Here is a 14,691-nt window from a genome sequence, read left to right on the forward strand (position 1 = left end):
CGGCGCCGGGGAAACGCGGCAGACAGTAGCCGGGCGGAAGGGCCGCGACCAAAGGCCGCGATGGCAACAGACAGTGACGCCCCGCCGGTTACGCAGGTAACTGGCGGGGCGTGGGGTCAGTTCCGGTCCACGGGATTCGCCCGTTCGGGCGCCCCCGTTGCAGTGTTTCTCACGCAGCCGCAGGGGTAGCAGACCGGGTTTCGCGAGGGTGCCGGACCGGGTTTCGCGGGGACGTCAGACCCGGACGCCGAACTGGAACGGCATGTCGGACATCGCCTCGTAGCGGACATCGGCACCGGTGTGCGGGGCGTGCAGCACCTGGCCGTTGCCGGCGTACAGACCGACGTGGTGGATGTCGCCGTAGAAGAACACCAGGTCGCCGACCTGCAGGTCGTTCACCGAGCTGATCCGGGTCCCTATGGTCGCCTGCTCCTGGGAGGTGCGCGGGATGGAGATGCCGGCCTGGGCGTAGGCCCAGGAGGTCAGGCCCGAGCAGTCGTAGGAGGCGGTGCCGGTGGCGCCGTAGACATACGGCTTGCCGATCTGCGACTGGGCGGCCGCGAAGGCAGCCGCGGCACGGCCGGAGGCGGGCGGCGTGTTGCCGAGGTCGACCCGCGAGCTGGAGGAGCGGTCGGCGCGCTGCTGCTCGTCGGCCAGCTGCTGCTTCTCCTTGGCCGTCAGGGTGTTGAGCAGCCTCTGCGCGTCGGCGAGCTTGCCCTGGACGTCCTTCTTGTTCTGCTCCAGCTGGGCGCGGGTGGCGGAGAGGTCCTTGAGCTTCTCGGTGGCCTCGGCGCGCTCCTGGGCCAGTTCGCGCTGTTTGTCCTGAATCTTCTTCAGCGCGTCGACCTGCTGGGCGCTCAACTGGTCGAGCGTGGACGCCTTGTCGAGGAAGTCGTTCGGGTTGGAGGACAGGAAGAGCTGGACCGAGGGGTCGATGCCACCGGAGCGGTACTGCGAGGTGGCCAGCGAGCCCAGGCCGTCGCGCAGCTTGTTGAGGTCCTGCTGACCCCGCGCGACGTTGTCCTGGATGGTGGATATGTCCTTCTGCAGCTTCTGCTGCTTCGACTGGGCCCCGTCGAACTTCTCGGTGGCCTGCTCCGCCTGCTGGTAGAGATCGTCGACCTTGGCCTTGACCTGGTCCTTGCTGAGCTTCTGGCTCGGCGCGGCATTGGCGGCATTCGCGCTCAGCACGACGGCTGCGGCGGCTGCGGTGGTCAGCACGGTCACGCGGGCGCGACTCTGCTGCTTGGGTCGACGGTGGGACGCCACGGAGGACGAACTCCTTCTCGTGAGTGAGTGAGCAATCACCCGTTCGGAGGTTCGAGCCAGACCCTAGTGACCCGACTGTGATCAGTTCAAATCCTCACACTAAAAAATCCCATCACACAATGCATTCTTTGCACACAACCCACATGCGGTAACGCATGGTTGACGCTACGTTGCGTGACGATCCGGCCAATTCGGGCATTGCCTATGCCCGTTGGGCCTTCAGGACAGTCGCTTGAGAAGCACCGCAGACGCGACCGGACGGGCGCCCGCCTTGGCGACCCCGTCGGCCACCTCGCGGTCGGTGGAGGCGACGATGACCGGACGGCCCGGCGGCTCCGCGCGCACGAGCTGGCGGATCAGCTCGTCCGCCGTGACACCCGGCTTGGAGAACAGCACCCGCACCCCGCGCGGAGGCGCGAGCAGCACCGGCGCGGCCAGTTCGGCGCCGTCGAAGACACATGTCACCTCGGCGCCGGTCTGCGCGGCGAGCGCCGAGAGCTGACCCAGCAGCCTCAGGCGCTGCTTCTCCAGCGGCATCTGCGGATAGCCGGTCTTGGTGACGTTGTAGCCGTCGACCACCAGGTGCGCCTGGGGCAGCGCGAGCAACTGGTCGAGGATGGCCGGATCGTTTTCGGACAGGGCGCGGGCCGCGATGTCCTTCGGTGTCATTCGTCCCGGTTCGACCGCGTCCACGGTCTCGGCAGGGCGCACGGACACGGGCGGCAGGGCGAGTTCACGGCGCAGCCCCTGGGTCGCGTCCAGCAGGGTGTCCAGCAGCAGCCGTACCCGCATGTCCTCCACGCTGCGGCCCTCGCGGGCCGCCCGGCGGGTGGCCTCAAGAGCCGCCTCGGCCTCACCCAGGCGCGCCTTGAGCCGCCGCGACTCACTCTCGGCGGCCGACACCTGGGCCTGCGCCTCGGCCCGTACGGCGTCGGTCTCGCCGTGCGCCTTGCGCAGCGCGGCCTCGCCCCGCTTGACGTCGCTGAGGGCCGCACGGAGCTTGCGGTGAAGCGATTCCGCTTCCTTCTTCGCCGACTCCAGCTCCGCGCGCAGCCGTTCGGTCTCGGCGCGGGTGTGGTCGCGGGCCTGGTCCAGCTCGGCGCGCAGCCGCTCCAGCTCGGCCCGGCTCTCCTCGTCCGCGCGCTCGGCGTCCGCGCGCTGGGCCTCCTCGCCGGCCGCGGTGACCAGCTTCACCCAGCCCGCCGGGCGCAGTACGTAGGCCGCGGCCGCCACGTCGAGCGGGTCCGCGGCCGGGGGCGGGGGGCCGGAGTCGAGAGCGCCGGTGAGTTCCGGCTGGGCCTCTCTGAGCTTCTCCCCGATCCGCTGCCGGAACAGCGGATCGGTCTCCAGCGCCGCCGCCATCGCGTTGCCGGCGAACTTCGCCCGGCGATTGGGGGCGAAGCGGGCGTACTGCCTCAGCTGTGCGGGCAGTTCCGTCACGGTCAGGCCGCCGAAGCCGTCCGAGACGATCTGCACGACCCGTCGGCGCACGCCGTCGGGCAGCGGACGGTCAAGCACCTCAGCGGTGCCGTCGCCCGGCCCCCCGCCTGTGGTCTCCACCATCCGTCACACCCCACTACGTCACTTCTTCGGGGCCGCTCCGCTCAGGAGTCGGCACCCGGCCTGTCCACGAGTTCCACCTGGTCCACCGCGTTGCACCAGCGGCAGCGCACCGACTCGATGGTCTCACTGACCACCTCGCGCTCCTCCACCTTCGGCTCACCGGCGAGATCGAGATGGACGTACTCGACGACCTTCGAGGAACGGGTCACGTCGAACCGGGTGAGGTTGCCGCACAGGGTGCAGCGCCATCGGGTCGTCGCGGTCGGCAGGGGAACCGTCATCGTGGCTGTCCGCTTCCTTGTCGTTGTCGCTCGGTGTAGCTCGGTGTGGCTCGTGCTCGCGTCCGCGCCGCCGGCCGACGCGTGTGGCCGTAACCCTACGGCCTGGCGGGGACTCGCCGCTGGCCCGTCCCCGGAGCCTGTGCGGCGGATCCTGTCGCGGACGCGGGGTACGGCACGCATATATGCGGTGTTGTCGTCACTCGCCCACTCCCCCACGCCCGGCTTCCACTCCCCCACACCCTGCTTCGCCCGCGCCGGGGACCCCATCGCGTCGATTCCCTGTTCCGCCGTGCGGCTGCCCGCACCATACCCCGCTCACCTGCACCGATAAGGCGCCGTACCGCCTTGCGTCCGGAACCGCCGGACAGTCCCTGGCGGCGAGGCGGTCTGTCAGCCTGCGTCCCGTTACGTCATGCTCTGTGTTCATGATCAGCGCGTGGAGCACGGCGACCGGCAGGGCCCTCAGAGCGGTCCGGAGCACATCGGCACCCCTGACATACGGCCTCATCGCCCTGTGCTGTCTGCTCTTCGTCCTGGGCCCGGCCTCGGGTCTCACGCCCGGATACGGCACCGGGGACGCCCTGCTCACCGCGCAGCGCGCGTACTTCCGGCGCTGGGGTGTGGTCCCGGCCGAGCTGTTCGCCCGGCCGGTGCGCGAGGCCCTGACCCCCGCCACGGCCCTGTTCGTGCACGGCAGCTGGGTGCATCTGCTCGGCAACATGCTCTTCCTCTTCGTCTTCGGCGCGATGACCGAGGAACGGATGGGCCGGGTCGAGTTCACCCTCTTCTACGTCGGCTGCGGATATCTGGCCCTGCTGGGCTACGCGGCCGCCAACGCCACCTCCGAGCAGTCGCTGGTCGGCGCCTCCGGGGCGATCTCGGCGGTCCTCGGAGCGTTCCTCTACCTGTTCCCCCGCGCCCGCGTCACCAGTCTTCTGCCGTTCCTGTTCTTCCTGCCGCTCAGGTTTCCCGCGTGGATCGTGCTGCCGTTCTGGGCGGCCCTGCAGTGGGCGGCGGCCGAGCAGACCTCCGACGGCCCCGGGGTGGCGTATCTGGCCCACCTGGTCGGCTTCGGGCTGGGCTTCGGCTACGCGTGGGTGCGATACGGCCGTGCGACTAGAGTGAAGTGCGCCCCAGCTCCGGCACCCGAGGGAGAGAACCAGCCGTGATCACCGCGATCGTCCTCATCAAGACCAGCGTGGACCGGATCCCCGAGATCGCGGAGCAGATCGCTTCGCTGGAATCGGTGAGCGAGGTTTTCTCCGTCACGGGTACGTATGACTTGATCGCGATGGTCAGGGTGCGGCAGCACGACGATCTCGCCGATGTCATCCCCGGGCGCATCAGCAAGATTCCCGGGGTGGAGGGAACGGACACGCACGTGGCGTTCCGGACGTACTCCCAGCACGACCTGGAGGCGGCGTTCTCCATCGGGCTGGAGTCGTAGCGGCGCCCCTACGTCTGCGGGGCGCCGCCCCCGAGGCCGGTCCGGATCACACCGCCGGGACGCAGCGGCCGTCCTCCGTCCTGTACGTCCACTTCGCACCCTCGGTCACCAGTTCCTTCACGGCGTCGACGAAGCGTTCCACGTGCTCGTCGGGGGTGCCCGCGCCGAAGCTCACACGGATGGCGTTGAGGGACTTCTCGCCGGGGGCCGCCTCGGGGGCGCCGCATTCGCCCTGGCTCTGGGGGTCGCTGCCGAGCAGGGTACGGACCAGGGGGTGGGCGCAGAAGAGGCCGTCGCGGACGCCGATGCCGTACTCGGCGGAGAGCGCCGCGGCGAAGTGGGAGCTGTTCCAGCCCTCCACCACGAAGGAGATCACGCCCACGCGCGGGGCGTCGTCACCGAAGAGGGACAGCACCTTCACCTGGGGGACGGCAGCCAGGCCCGCGCGGACCTCGGCGATCAGATGCTGCTCGCGGGCGACCAGGGTGTCCCAGCCGGCCTCGGTGAGCGCCTTGCAGGCGGACGCGATGGAGTAGGCGCCGATCACATTGGGCGACCCCGCTTCGTGCCGCGCGGCGCTCTCGTGCCACTCCACGTCCACACCGCCGTCCTGACGCCGGGTCACCTTGCGGCTGGCGCCGCCGCCCGCGAGGTACGGCTCGGCCGTGCGCAGCCAGTCGGCGCGGCCGGCCAGGACGCCGGAGCCGAAGGGGGCGTACAGCTTGTGGCCCGAGAAGGCGACCCAGTCGACGTCCAGGTCGCGGATGTCGACCGGGTGGTGCGGGGCCAGCTGGGCGGCGTCGAGGACGATCCGGGCCCCGTGCGCGTGCGCCGCGGCGGCCAGCTCGCGCACCGGCCACAGCTCGCCGGTGACGTTGGAGGCGCCGGTGACGCAGACCAGGGCCGGGCCGTGGGGGTCCCGGTCGGCGAGGGCCCGCTCCAGGGTCGCCACCGCCTGCCGCGGGGTGCGGGGGGCGTTGAGGTAGGTGACGTGCGCGTTCTGCCAGGGCAGCAGGGAGGCGTGGTGCTCGGTCTCGAAGACGAAGACCTGGCAGTCCGCGGGGAGGGTGCGGGCCAGCAGGTTCAGGGAGTCCGTGGTCGAGCGGGTGAAGACCACCTGGTCGTCGGCGCGGCAGCCGAGGAACTCGGCGACCGCCCTGCGGGCGTTCTCGAACAGGTCGGTGGAGAGCTGCGAGAGGTAGCCGGCGCCGCGGTGGACGCTGCCGTAGTACGGCGCGTAGGCGGCCACGTCGTCCCAGACGCGCTGCAGGGCGGGGGCGCTGGCCGCGTAGTCGAGGGCCGCGTAGGTGACCTCGCCGCCGGTGACGAGCGGGACGGTGACATCCCGGCCCAGAACAGGCAACGGGGCACAAACGGACTGGTCGGCGGCAGCGGTGAAGACGGACATGGGTGAACTCCCGTAGGGCAAGACGGAATCGCCGTGCGAGCGGGCATGGCTCAAGCACGGAGACAAAGAGAAAAGGGGATGCGGAGGCGGGGCTCTGCGGCCCTATCGCATTCGCTTGCTCACGGAAGGCTCCCTCGACGACCAGGACCCCTGGTCCCGCGCTCCATCAGCAGCGCGCGAGGGGTCCGCGCTTGCCGTAGACCTCGCTGCCTACGACCTGGTCTTCACCCGGGGCACCCCGCCACGGACGGAGGGTTGCCGGACAGCCGGCCGGGGCCGAATGACTGTCGCTCATGACCTGGCACGTATCCTGCCATACGATCTTCGACGCGCAAGGCGCAGTCCGCCATCTGGACCGCGCCTTGCGTCACACCGTGCCGGTGTCAGCGGTTGGTGGCGGCCACCCAGCGCTCCAGCGTCCGCTTGGCGGCGCCCGAGTCGATGGACTCGGCGGCCCGGATCATGCCCGCGCGGAGCTGCTCCGTCAGGGACGCGTCCGTCGGCTGCAGCGCGACCAGCGCCGCCGCCGAGTTCAGCAGCACCGCATCACGCACCGCGCCGGTCTCGCCGTCCAGCAGGCGCCGGGCCACCTCCGCGTTGTACGCCGCGTCGGCGCCGCGCAGGGCCTCCACGGGGACGAGGTCGATACCGACGTCCCGTGGGTCGAAGGTCTCCTCGGTGACCTTGCCGTCGCGGACTACCCACACCCGCGAGGTGGTGGTGACGGTCAGCTCGTCCAGCCCGTCGTCGCCCCGGAAGACCAGCGAGGAGTTGCCCCGCTCGGCGAGGACTCCGGCCACGATCGGCGCCATCCGGGGGTCGGCCACGCCAACGGCCTGGGAGCGCACCTTGGCCGGGTTGGTCAGCGGGCCCAGCACGTTGAAGGTCGTACGGATGCCCAGCTGGCCGCGGGCCGGGGCCACATGGCGCAGCGACGGGTGGAACTTCACCGCGAAGCAGATGGTGATGCCGGCTTCTTCGGCGACCTCCGCGACCCGCTTCGGGGTCAGGTTCAGATTGATCCCGAGCTTCTCCAGGACGTCGGAGGACCCGGAGGCGGAGGACGCGGCGCGGTTGCCGTGCTTGACGACCTTGGTGCCCGTGCCCGCCACGACGATCGACGACATCGTGGAGATGTTCACCGTCTTGGCGCCGTCGCCGCCGGTGCCGACGATGTCGACGGCCGGACCCGGCACCTCGATCACGTTCGCGTGCTCATACATCGTGCGGACGAGCCCGCTGATCTCCTCGACCGTCTCGCCCTTGGCTCTGAGGGCCACCATGAACCCGGCGATCTGCGCGTCGGTCGCCTCGCCGCTCATGATCCGGTCCATCGCCCACGCGGTGTCGTCGGCGGACAGGTCCTGGCCGTTCAGCAGGCCGTTCAGCAGGGCGGGCCAGGAGCGGCCCGCCGCGGTGTCGCCTCCAGCGGGGGTCACAGCGCTCATAGCCGCTCCTGGGTGTCGTACCTGCGAAATCAGGTGATGGATCCCACCCTATCGGCCGCCAGGCACAGCGAAGGGCCCCGTCCGGGAGTCGGACGGGGCCCTTCAGCGTGGCGTGGCGACGCGGGGATCAGTGGTGGCCGTGGCCGCTCGTGATCTCCTTGTACTCCTCGACGGTCGGCTTCGGGATCTGGTTGTCCTCGCCGTAGTAGGCGTTGGACAGCTTCGCCCGGAGCTTCTCGGTGGCCGGCACCTTGCGCTCGACACCGTTCTCGTCGACCGTCGGGCCGATCTCGGCCGGCTCGTACTGGTGGTGCGTGGTGAGGGTGTGCAGCTGCTCCTGGCTGAGCGGCTCGTGCACCTCGATGAACTCACCGTGCGGCAGACGCTTGATGATGCCGGTCTCGCGACCGTGCAGCACCTTCTCGCGGTCGCGGCGCTGCAGGCCCAGGCAGATCCGCTTGGTGATGAGGAACGCGAGGACCGGACCGACGAAGAAGAAGATCCGCACGAAGTAGGTGACGGCGTTGATCGACAGGTGGAAGTGCGTGGCCCACAGGTCGTTGCCGCCGCCGATCAGCAGCGTCAGGTACAGCGTCATCCAGGCGACGCCCAGACCGGTGCGCGTCGGGGCGTTGCGCGGGCGGTCCAGGATGTGGTGCTCGCTCTTGTCGCCGGTGACCCAGGACTCGATGAACGGGTAGACCGCGATCGCCACGAGGACCAGCGGGAAGATCACCAGCGGGATGAACACGCCCAGGACGAGCGTGTGACCCCACAGGTTGATCTCCCAGCCCGGCATGAAGCGGATCAGGCCCTCGGAGAAGCCCATGTACCAGTCGGGCTGGGCGCCGGTGGACACCTGGTCCGGACGGTAGGGGCCCATGGCCCAGATCGGGTTGATCTGGGCGACCGCCGCGATGGCCGCGATGACACCGAAGACCAGGAAGAAGAAGCCTCCGGCCTTGGCCATGTAGACCGGCAGCAGCGGCATGCCGACGACGTTCTTCTCGGTCTTTCCGGGACCCGCGAACTGCGTGTGCTTGTGGTAGAAGACCAGGATCAGGTGCCCCACCATCAGGCCCAGCATGATGCCCGGCAGCAGCAGGATGTGGATCGAGTAGAACCGGGCGACGAAGTCGTGGCCGGGGAACTCGCCGCCGAAGAGGAAGAACGACAGGTACGTGCCGACGATCGGCACGGACAGGATCGCGCCCTCCATGAAGCGGACACCGGTGCCGGAGAGCAGGTCGTCCGGGAGCGAGTAACCGGTGAAGCCGGTGAACATGCCGAGGACGAACAGCAGGAAGCCGAACAGCCAGTTGATCTCACGCGGCTTGCGGAACGCGCCGGTGAAGAACACGCGCATCATGTGCACGAACATGCCGGCGAGGAAGATCAGCGCGGCCCAGTGGTGGATCTGCCGCATGAGCAGGCCACCGCGCACGTCGAAGGAGATGTGCAGGGTCGAGTTGAACGCCTCGGACATCAGCTGTCCCTGCAGCGGGACATAGCTGCCGTGGTACGCCACCTCGTTCATCGACGGGTGGAAGAACAGCGTCAGATAGACACCCGTCAGGATGATGATGACGAAGCTGTACATGCACACTTCGCCCAACATGAACGACCAGTGGTCGGGGAAGATCTTGCGCATGTTGGACTTGGCCAGGGAGTAGATCCCGAGCCGTCCGTCGGCCCAGTCGGCGATACGCTCGCCGGCCGGTGCCTTCCCGCGAGAGCGGGGCGTCTCGTTCGCTGCAGTACTCATCCGCGCTCCCAGAATGCAGGACCGACGGGCTCCTCGAAGTCGCCGAGCGCCTGGAGGTAACCCTCACTGTCCACGCCGATGTGCAGCTGCGGCAGGGCGTGGCCGGCGGGGCCGAAGATCACTCGGGCGCCGTCGGAGAGGTCGAAGGTGGACTGGTGGCACGGGCACAGCACGTGGTGCGTCTGCTGCTCGTACAGCGAGATCGGGCAGCCGACGTGGGTGCAGATCTTGGAGAAGGCGACGATGCCTTCGTGCGACCAGTCGAGCTCGCGCTTGTCCTTGATGTTGTCCGGCTGCAGCCGGACGATCATCAGCGCGGCCTTGGCGATCTCCGTCTGGAACTCCTCGTCCGTCTCCTCCAGCCCGTCGGGCTTGGCGAAGGTGAGGGAGCCGACGGCGACGTCCTCGGGACGCAGCGGCTGGTTGGTGTTCATGTTGACCAGGCGCTTGCCCTTGGCCCACATCGTGTGACGCAGCTTGGTCCCGGGCGCCGGGCCGAGCCCGCCGAGCAGCATGACGCCGGAGAGCGGCACCAGGGCCAGCGCGCCGAACATCGTGGTGCGGATCAGCTTGCGGCGGCCGAGCGCCGACTCCTTGGCCCCCTGGCGGAAGTCCGCGTGGACCTTCGCACGGACCTCGGGCGAGGCCTCGATGGGGTGACGGTCGTCGGCGACCTCCACGTCGGACATCAGGGTGCGGGCCCAGTGGACCGCGCCCGCGCCGATGCAGAACAGCGCCACACCGAGGGTCAGGCCCAGCGCGAAGTTCATCGCGCTGAGGTGCCCGATCGGGAAGACGAAGATCGACTTGTCGTTCGGGATCACCAGGTAGGCGACGATGAAGGCGACGGTGGCCAGCATCGACACCGTGAACAGCAGGGCAACCATGCGCTCGGACCGCTTGGCGGCCCGCTCGTCGATGTCCTGGATCCGGTGCTCGTGCGGCGGCAGCCCCGGGTCGGAGAACGGGTTCTCCTCGTCCGCGACCGTCACCGCGCCGTGCGCGTGGTCCTGCTCAGCGGGCAGGTTCTCTTCTGGAATGTCTTGGCTACTCATGACTTCTTGGCCTTTGCGGTCCGAGCGGCGACCCAGACGGCGACCACGATCAGCGCGCCGAGGCCGAAGATCCAGCCGAACAGACCCTCACTGACCGGCCCGAGGCCGCCCAGCTCCAGACCGCCCGGGTTCTCCGTCTTGTCGCCGTTGACCGCGTTCAGGTACGCGATGATGTCCTTCTTGTTCTTCGAAGACAGCGTGGTGTCGGGGAAGGACGGCATGTTCTGCGGGCCCGTCTGCATGGCCTCGTAGATGTGCTTCGGAGCGACACCCTCCAGGCTCGGAGCGAACTTGCCCTGGGTCAGGGCGCCGCCCTTGCCGGTGAAGTTGTGGCACTGCGCGCAGTTGGTGCGGAACAGCTCGCCACCCTTGGCGATGTCCGCGCCGTCGGGGCCGTACTGGTCCTTGGTGGGCACGCTCGGGCCGGCGCCCAGCGAGGCGATGTAGGCGGCGAGCTGGTCGATCTGCGTCTGGTTGTAGACGACCTTCTTGCGCGGGACCTGGGCGCCCTGCATGGTGGCCGCGGGCATACGGCCGGTGCCGACCTGGAAGTCAACGGCCGCGGCACCCACGCCGACCAGGCTGGGCCCGTCGGAGGAGCCCTGGCCACCGGTGCCGTGGCAGCTGGCGCAGCCGACCTCGTAGAGCTTCTTGCCCTCCTTGATGGTCAGGGACTGGGCGGAATCATCGGCCTGCGCCTTGCTCGCGGGCGCGAACGCGGCGTACAGCCCCCCAGTGGCCGCCAGCGCGAGGAGTAGGACGACGACCGCCGCCAGCGGATGGCGTCGTCGTGCGGAGAGCTTTTTCACGGATTACCCCGGTGTCAGGATCTTCTGCGTCGGTGCTTCTGGATGTGCGGGAGCCGGTCCCGGCTACTTGATCAGGTAGATCGTGGCGAAAAGGCCGATCCAGACCACATCGACGAAGTGCCAGTAGTAGGACACGACGATGGCGGCGGTCGCCTGCTCGTGGGTGAACCTCTTGGCCATGTAGGTGCGGCCGAGGACGAACAGGAAGGCGATGAGGCCACCCGTCACGTGCATGCCGTGGAAGCCGGTGGTCAGGTAGAACACCGAGCCGTACGGGTCGGAGGACAGCGAGATGCCGTCCTTCTTCACCAGCTCCGTGTACTCGTAGATCTGACCGCCGATGAAGATCGCACCCATGATGAAGGTGAGGATGAACCAGCCACGGAGCTTCTTCACGTCACCGCGCTCGGCCGCGAACACGCCGAGCTGGCAGGTGAGCGAGGAGAGCACCAGGATCGTGGTGTTCGTCGCCGAGAAGGGCACATTGAGCGCCTCGGCCATGTGCTTCCAGTGCGCCGGACCCGTCACCGATCGCAGGGTGAAGTACATCGCGAAGAGGGCCGCGAAGAACATCAGCTCGGAACTCAGCCAGATGATGGTTCCGACGCTGGTGAGGTTCGGCCGGTTGACCGACGGGTGCGCGTGCCCGGTTTCTACTGTCGTTGCTGTCGCCACGACCGACATTATGTCGGTCGCTTATCCCGCCCTCACTCCGGGGGGTGCCGTTCGGAGTGTTGCTGCCCGCCGAACCGGTGTTGACGTGGTGTTCATGGGGACTTCGACGGGAGTAACATCCGCCCCGAACGGCCCTGTCCTTCCCGTCCGTACGACGCTGACGTCCCGGAGGAACCATGCAGCCGACCGCCACGGTGCTGGTCTACAGCGACGACTCCAACACCCGCGAGCAAGTACGGCTGGCCACCGGCCGTAAACCGGCTCCCGATGTTCCCCTTGTCGAGTTTGTGGAGTGCGCTACTCCTGAGGCGGTCGTCCGGGAGTTGGGCCGGGGCGGTATCGACGTCTGCGTACTCGACGGCGAGGCCGTGCCGATGGGGGGTATGGGGGTGTGCCGGCAGATCAAGGACGAGGTGTTCAACTGTCCGCCGGTGCTGCTGCTGATGGGGCGGCCCCAGGATGCGTGGCTGGCCACGTGGAGCCGGGCCGACGCTGCCGTGACGTTGCCGGTGGATCCCGTGGAGTTCGCCTCGGCCCTTGCCTCTCTGCTCCGTCAGAAGAGGTTGCTGAGCGCCTAGTGGCCCGGGGCGTGGGGCTTCGTGCGCGGGTACGGGCCGGTGGCGTTCTCGCGCCCACCCGGCGGAGCCGCGATCGATACGGCCCCGCGCCCCTGAGGCCGGTCAGAGCGCTGCCGGCCGGAGGCGTACCGTGTTCGCCGCTGCGGAAGTGGCCGACGGGGCGGTTGTCAGGGCGCTGCCCGTGCGCCATTTCTTCCAGTCCACGTTCCAGTCGCCGAAGCCGTTGCCGAAGGGTTCCATCTGCCGGCCGTTGGAGTTGACGACCTTGACGATGTCGCCCTCACGGACGGCCTTGAAGAACCACTCGGCGTTCGCCGTGCTCATGCCGGTACAGCCATGGCTGACGTTCGCGGAGCCCTGTGAGCCCACGGACCAGGGCGCCGCGTGGACGAACTCGCCGGACCAGGTCACCCGGGTGGCCCAGTACACCATCAGGTCGTAGGAGTCGGAGGTGCCCGCGGCGATGCCGACCGTGGTACCACGCATACGTACGAAGTACTGCTTGGCCAGGATGACCTTGACGCCGTTGCGGGTCTCCCAGCCGGGCCTGCCGGTGGTGACGGGGAGCTGTCTGATCGCCGCGCCGTTCTTGTAGACCGTCATCTGGTGCGCCGCGGCGTCCGTGACGGCCTCGACCCGGTCCCCCGTGGTGATGGTGAGCGGCTGGGAGCTGCCGCCCCACAGCCGGTCGCCGATCTTGATGCCGTCCAGGTTGCTGTGCACCGTGATGGTGGCGTGGGTCGGCCAGTAGTCCTTGGGCCGGAAGTGGAGTTCCTTGTCGTCCACCCAGTACCAGGAGCCCTGCACGGCCGGCGTGGACTGCACGCGGAGGGCGTTCTCCACGACGGCGCGCTGCGCCTTGTCCTTGACCTCCTGGTCGAGTTGGGCGGTGATGGGCTGTCCGACGCCGTACTCGCCGGCGTCCGGCCCGAAGGTGACGTTCAGTCGCTTCCTGTTCGTGGGCGTGCTGGTGTCGAACGTGAGGACCTTGCGGCCGGGCGCGCCGTCCTCGTCCTCGGTGCTCACCGTGACCGTGTAGTGGGCGTTGGCGGCCAGCGGGGCGGTGCTGTGCCATCGACTGCCGTCGGCGGCGAGTTCGCCCGCCACATAGCGCCCTGCGGAGTCCTGGGTGGTGACGTCGGTGATCCGGTCGTCGTCGCTGTTGGCGGTGATCTCCAGGGGCTTGTCCGGGTCGGCCCGCTTCCCCGCGTCGGTGGGGCCGTTGAACGAGATCAGGCCCGCTGCGTCGTACGGCTTGGCCGACAGGGGGTTGCCGTCCGAGCCGCAGGCGGCGACGCCCGCGCCGAGTGCGGTCACCAGCAGGGTGCAGCCGACGACGGTACGGGTCCGCGGTGTGTGGTTCATACGATCACGCTATGAGGCGCAGACCTCACCGGCGCGGCAGGTAATCCGTTCGAGTGATCGACACTACGGCAGAGGGAGGACAGCGGACGGGTGACCCGGCAGGTGGGTCACCCGAAAGGCCGGAAGCCCGGACCCCCCTGATGGAGTGTCCGGGCTTCCGGTGCATGTGCTCGTGTGTTACTGGGTGCGGTTCTCACCGTGGTAGTACTCGAACACCCAGCCGAACAGGCCGACCACGATGAACGGGGCCGAGAAGTAGATCAGCCACCAGCCGACCGCGATGCTGAGGAAGGCGATCGCACCGCCGAAGCCCAGCATGAGCGGCTGCCAGCTGTGCGGGCTGAAGAAGCCCAGCTCGCCCGCGTCGTCCGCGACATCGGCCTCCTTGTCGTCCTGGGCGCCCGCGTCGACCCGCCGGGCGGTGAAGCCCAGGTAGAAGCCGATCATGACGCTCAGGCCGAAGGCCAGGAAGAGCGCGGTGGTACCGGCCGGCTCCTTCGACCACACGCCATACACGATGGCCATGATCAGGATGAAGACGCTCAGCCAGATGAACATCCGACCCTGGATCTTCACTTGCCGGCCTCCTTGCTGCCCTCAACGGCGGTGCCGTGACCGGCGTACTCAAGCTGCTCGAGCGCGGCGATCTCGGGGTGGTGCAGGTCGAACGCCGGGGATTCACTGCGGATCCGCGGCAGGGTGGTGAAGTTGTGGCGCGGGGGCGGGCAGGAGGTCGCCCACTCCAGGGAACGGCCGTAGCCCCAGGGGTCGTCCACGCCGACCGGCTTGCCGTACTTGGCCGTCTTCCACACGTTGTAGAGGAACGGCAGGATCGACAGGCCGAGCAGGAAGGAGCTGATGGTCGAGACCGTGTTCAGGGCGGTGAAGCCGTCGGCGGCCAGGTAGTCGGCGTAACGGCGGGGCATGCCCTCGGCACCCAGCCAGTGCTGGACCAGGAAGGTGCCGTGGAAGCCGATGAACAGCGTCCAGAAGGTGATCTTGCCGAGGCGCTCGTCGAGCATCTTGCC

Annotated in this window: 15 protein-coding genes and 1 riboswitch; of the genes, 3 read left to right on the forward strand and 12 right to left on the reverse strand. The window is 68.7% G+C overall.

The features are described 5' to 3' along the window. Nucleotides 1-234: 234 nt before the first annotated feature. The 3 genes from AV521_RS22365 to AV521_RS22375 form a co-directional block, all read right to left on the reverse strand. Complete coding sequence (locus tag AV521_RS22365; protein WP_076090247.1) at nucleotides 235-1,269, reverse strand: C40 family peptidase; 1,035 nt, start codon at nucleotides 1,267-1,269, stop codon at nucleotides 235-237. 219 nt (nucleotides 1,270-1,488) lie between these two features. Further along, entirely contained in the window at nucleotides 1,489-2,832 is a 1,344-nt protein-coding gene (locus AV521_RS22370; protein WP_076090248.1) for an NYN domain-containing protein, read from the reverse strand. A 41-nt stretch (nucleotides 2,833-2,873) separates the two neighbouring features. Continuing rightward, entirely contained in the window at nucleotides 2,874-3,113 is a 240-nt protein-coding gene (locus tag AV521_RS22375; protein WP_009309707.1) for a hypothetical protein, read from the reverse strand. A 425-nt stretch (nucleotides 3,114-3,538) separates the two neighbouring features. On the opposite strand from AV521_RS22375, the gene AV521_RS22380 reads away from it, so the two are divergent. After that, nucleotides 3,539-4,282, forward strand: coding sequence for a rhomboid family intramembrane serine protease (locus AV521_RS22380; protein ID WP_079249360.1), 744 nt, complete (start codon nucleotides 3,539-3,541; stop codon nucleotides 4,280-4,282). Next, the gene (locus tag AV521_RS22385; RefSeq protein WP_023551367.1) at nucleotides 4,279-4,560 is read left to right on the forward strand and encodes an Lrp/AsnC family transcriptional regulator; all 282 of its coding nucleotides are present in this window, start codon (nucleotides 4,279-4,281) and stop codon (nucleotides 4,558-4,560) included. The genes AV521_RS22380 and AV521_RS22385 overlap by 4 nt, the downstream gene beginning before the upstream one ends. Before the next feature lie 46 nt (nucleotides 4,561-4,606). Here AV521_RS22385 and AV521_RS22390 read toward each other — a convergent pair whose 3' ends face one another. The 6 genes from AV521_RS22390 to AV521_RS22415 all read right to left on the reverse strand — a co-directional run bounded on the left by AV521_RS22390 (nucleotide 4,607) and on the right by AV521_RS22415 (nucleotide 11,729). After that, nucleotides 4,607-5,968 (reverse strand): aminotransferase class V-fold PLP-dependent enzyme, encoded by a 1,362-nt coding sequence (locus tag AV521_RS22390; protein ID WP_076090249.1) that lies wholly within the window; start codon nucleotides 5,966-5,968, stop codon nucleotides 4,607-4,609. A gap of 182 nt (nucleotides 5,969-6,150) precedes the next feature. Then, nucleotides 6,151-6,267: riboswitch (SAM riboswitch) on the reverse strand. Nucleotides 6,268-6,351: 84 nt separating this feature from the next. After that, nucleotides 6,352-7,416, reverse strand: coding sequence for an anthranilate phosphoribosyltransferase (gene trpD, locus AV521_RS22395; RefSeq protein ID WP_076090250.1), 1,065 nt, complete (start codon nucleotides 7,414-7,416; stop codon nucleotides 6,352-6,354). Nucleotides 7,417-7,543: 127 nt separating this feature from the next. After that, the gene (locus AV521_RS22400; protein ID WP_076090251.1) at nucleotides 7,544-9,181 is read right to left on the reverse strand and encodes a cytochrome bc complex cytochrome b subunit; all 1,638 of its coding nucleotides are present in this window, start codon (nucleotides 9,179-9,181) and stop codon (nucleotides 7,544-7,546) included. After that, on the reverse strand, nucleotides 9,178-10,236 hold the full coding sequence (locus AV521_RS22405) for a ubiquinol-cytochrome c reductase iron-sulfur subunit (RefSeq protein WP_076090252.1): 1,059 nt from the start codon (nucleotides 10,234-10,236) through the stop codon (nucleotides 9,178-9,180). The genes AV521_RS22400 and AV521_RS22405 overlap by 4 nt, the downstream gene beginning before the upstream one ends. Beyond that, nucleotides 10,233-11,045, reverse strand: coding sequence for a c-type cytochrome (locus AV521_RS22410; protein WP_076090253.1), 813 nt, complete (start codon nucleotides 11,043-11,045; stop codon nucleotides 10,233-10,235). The genes AV521_RS22405 and AV521_RS22410 overlap by 4 nt, the downstream gene beginning before the upstream one ends. A gap of 63 nt (nucleotides 11,046-11,108) precedes the next feature. Continuing rightward, a complete protein-coding gene (locus AV521_RS22415) occupies nucleotides 11,109-11,729 on the reverse strand; it encodes a heme-copper oxidase subunit III (protein ID WP_076090254.1) in 621 nt (206 codons plus the stop codon). 167 nt (nucleotides 11,730-11,896) lie between these two features. Between AV521_RS22415 and AV521_RS22420 the strand changes: the two genes are divergently transcribed. Continuing rightward, nucleotides 11,897-12,298, forward strand: coding sequence for a response regulator transcription factor (locus AV521_RS22420; protein ID WP_076090255.1), 402 nt, complete (start codon nucleotides 11,897-11,899; stop codon nucleotides 12,296-12,298). A gap of 102 nt (nucleotides 12,299-12,400) precedes the next feature. Here the strand turns inward: AV521_RS22420 and AV521_RS22425 are convergent, their stop codons facing one another. The 3 genes from AV521_RS22425 to AV521_RS22435 form a co-directional block, all read right to left on the reverse strand. Beyond that, entirely contained in the window at nucleotides 12,401-13,663 is a 1,263-nt protein-coding gene (locus tag AV521_RS22425; protein WP_076090256.1) for an Ig-like domain-containing protein, read from the reverse strand. A gap of 177 nt (nucleotides 13,664-13,840) precedes the next feature. After that, nucleotides 13,841-14,239, reverse strand: coding sequence for a cytochrome c oxidase subunit 4 (locus AV521_RS22430; RefSeq protein ID WP_023551358.1), 399 nt, complete (start codon nucleotides 14,237-14,239; stop codon nucleotides 13,841-13,843). Next, on the reverse strand, nucleotides 14,236-14,691 hold a 456-nt coding region (locus AV521_RS22435), incomplete at its 5' end, for a cbb3-type cytochrome c oxidase subunit I (RefSeq protein ID WP_179023299.1). The genes AV521_RS22430 and AV521_RS22435, both read right to left, overlap by 4 nt.

This window comes from Streptomyces sp. IMTB 2501, assembly GCF_001953885.1.
Lineage (GTDB): Bacteria > Actinomycetota > Actinomycetes > Streptomycetales > Streptomycetaceae > Streptomyces.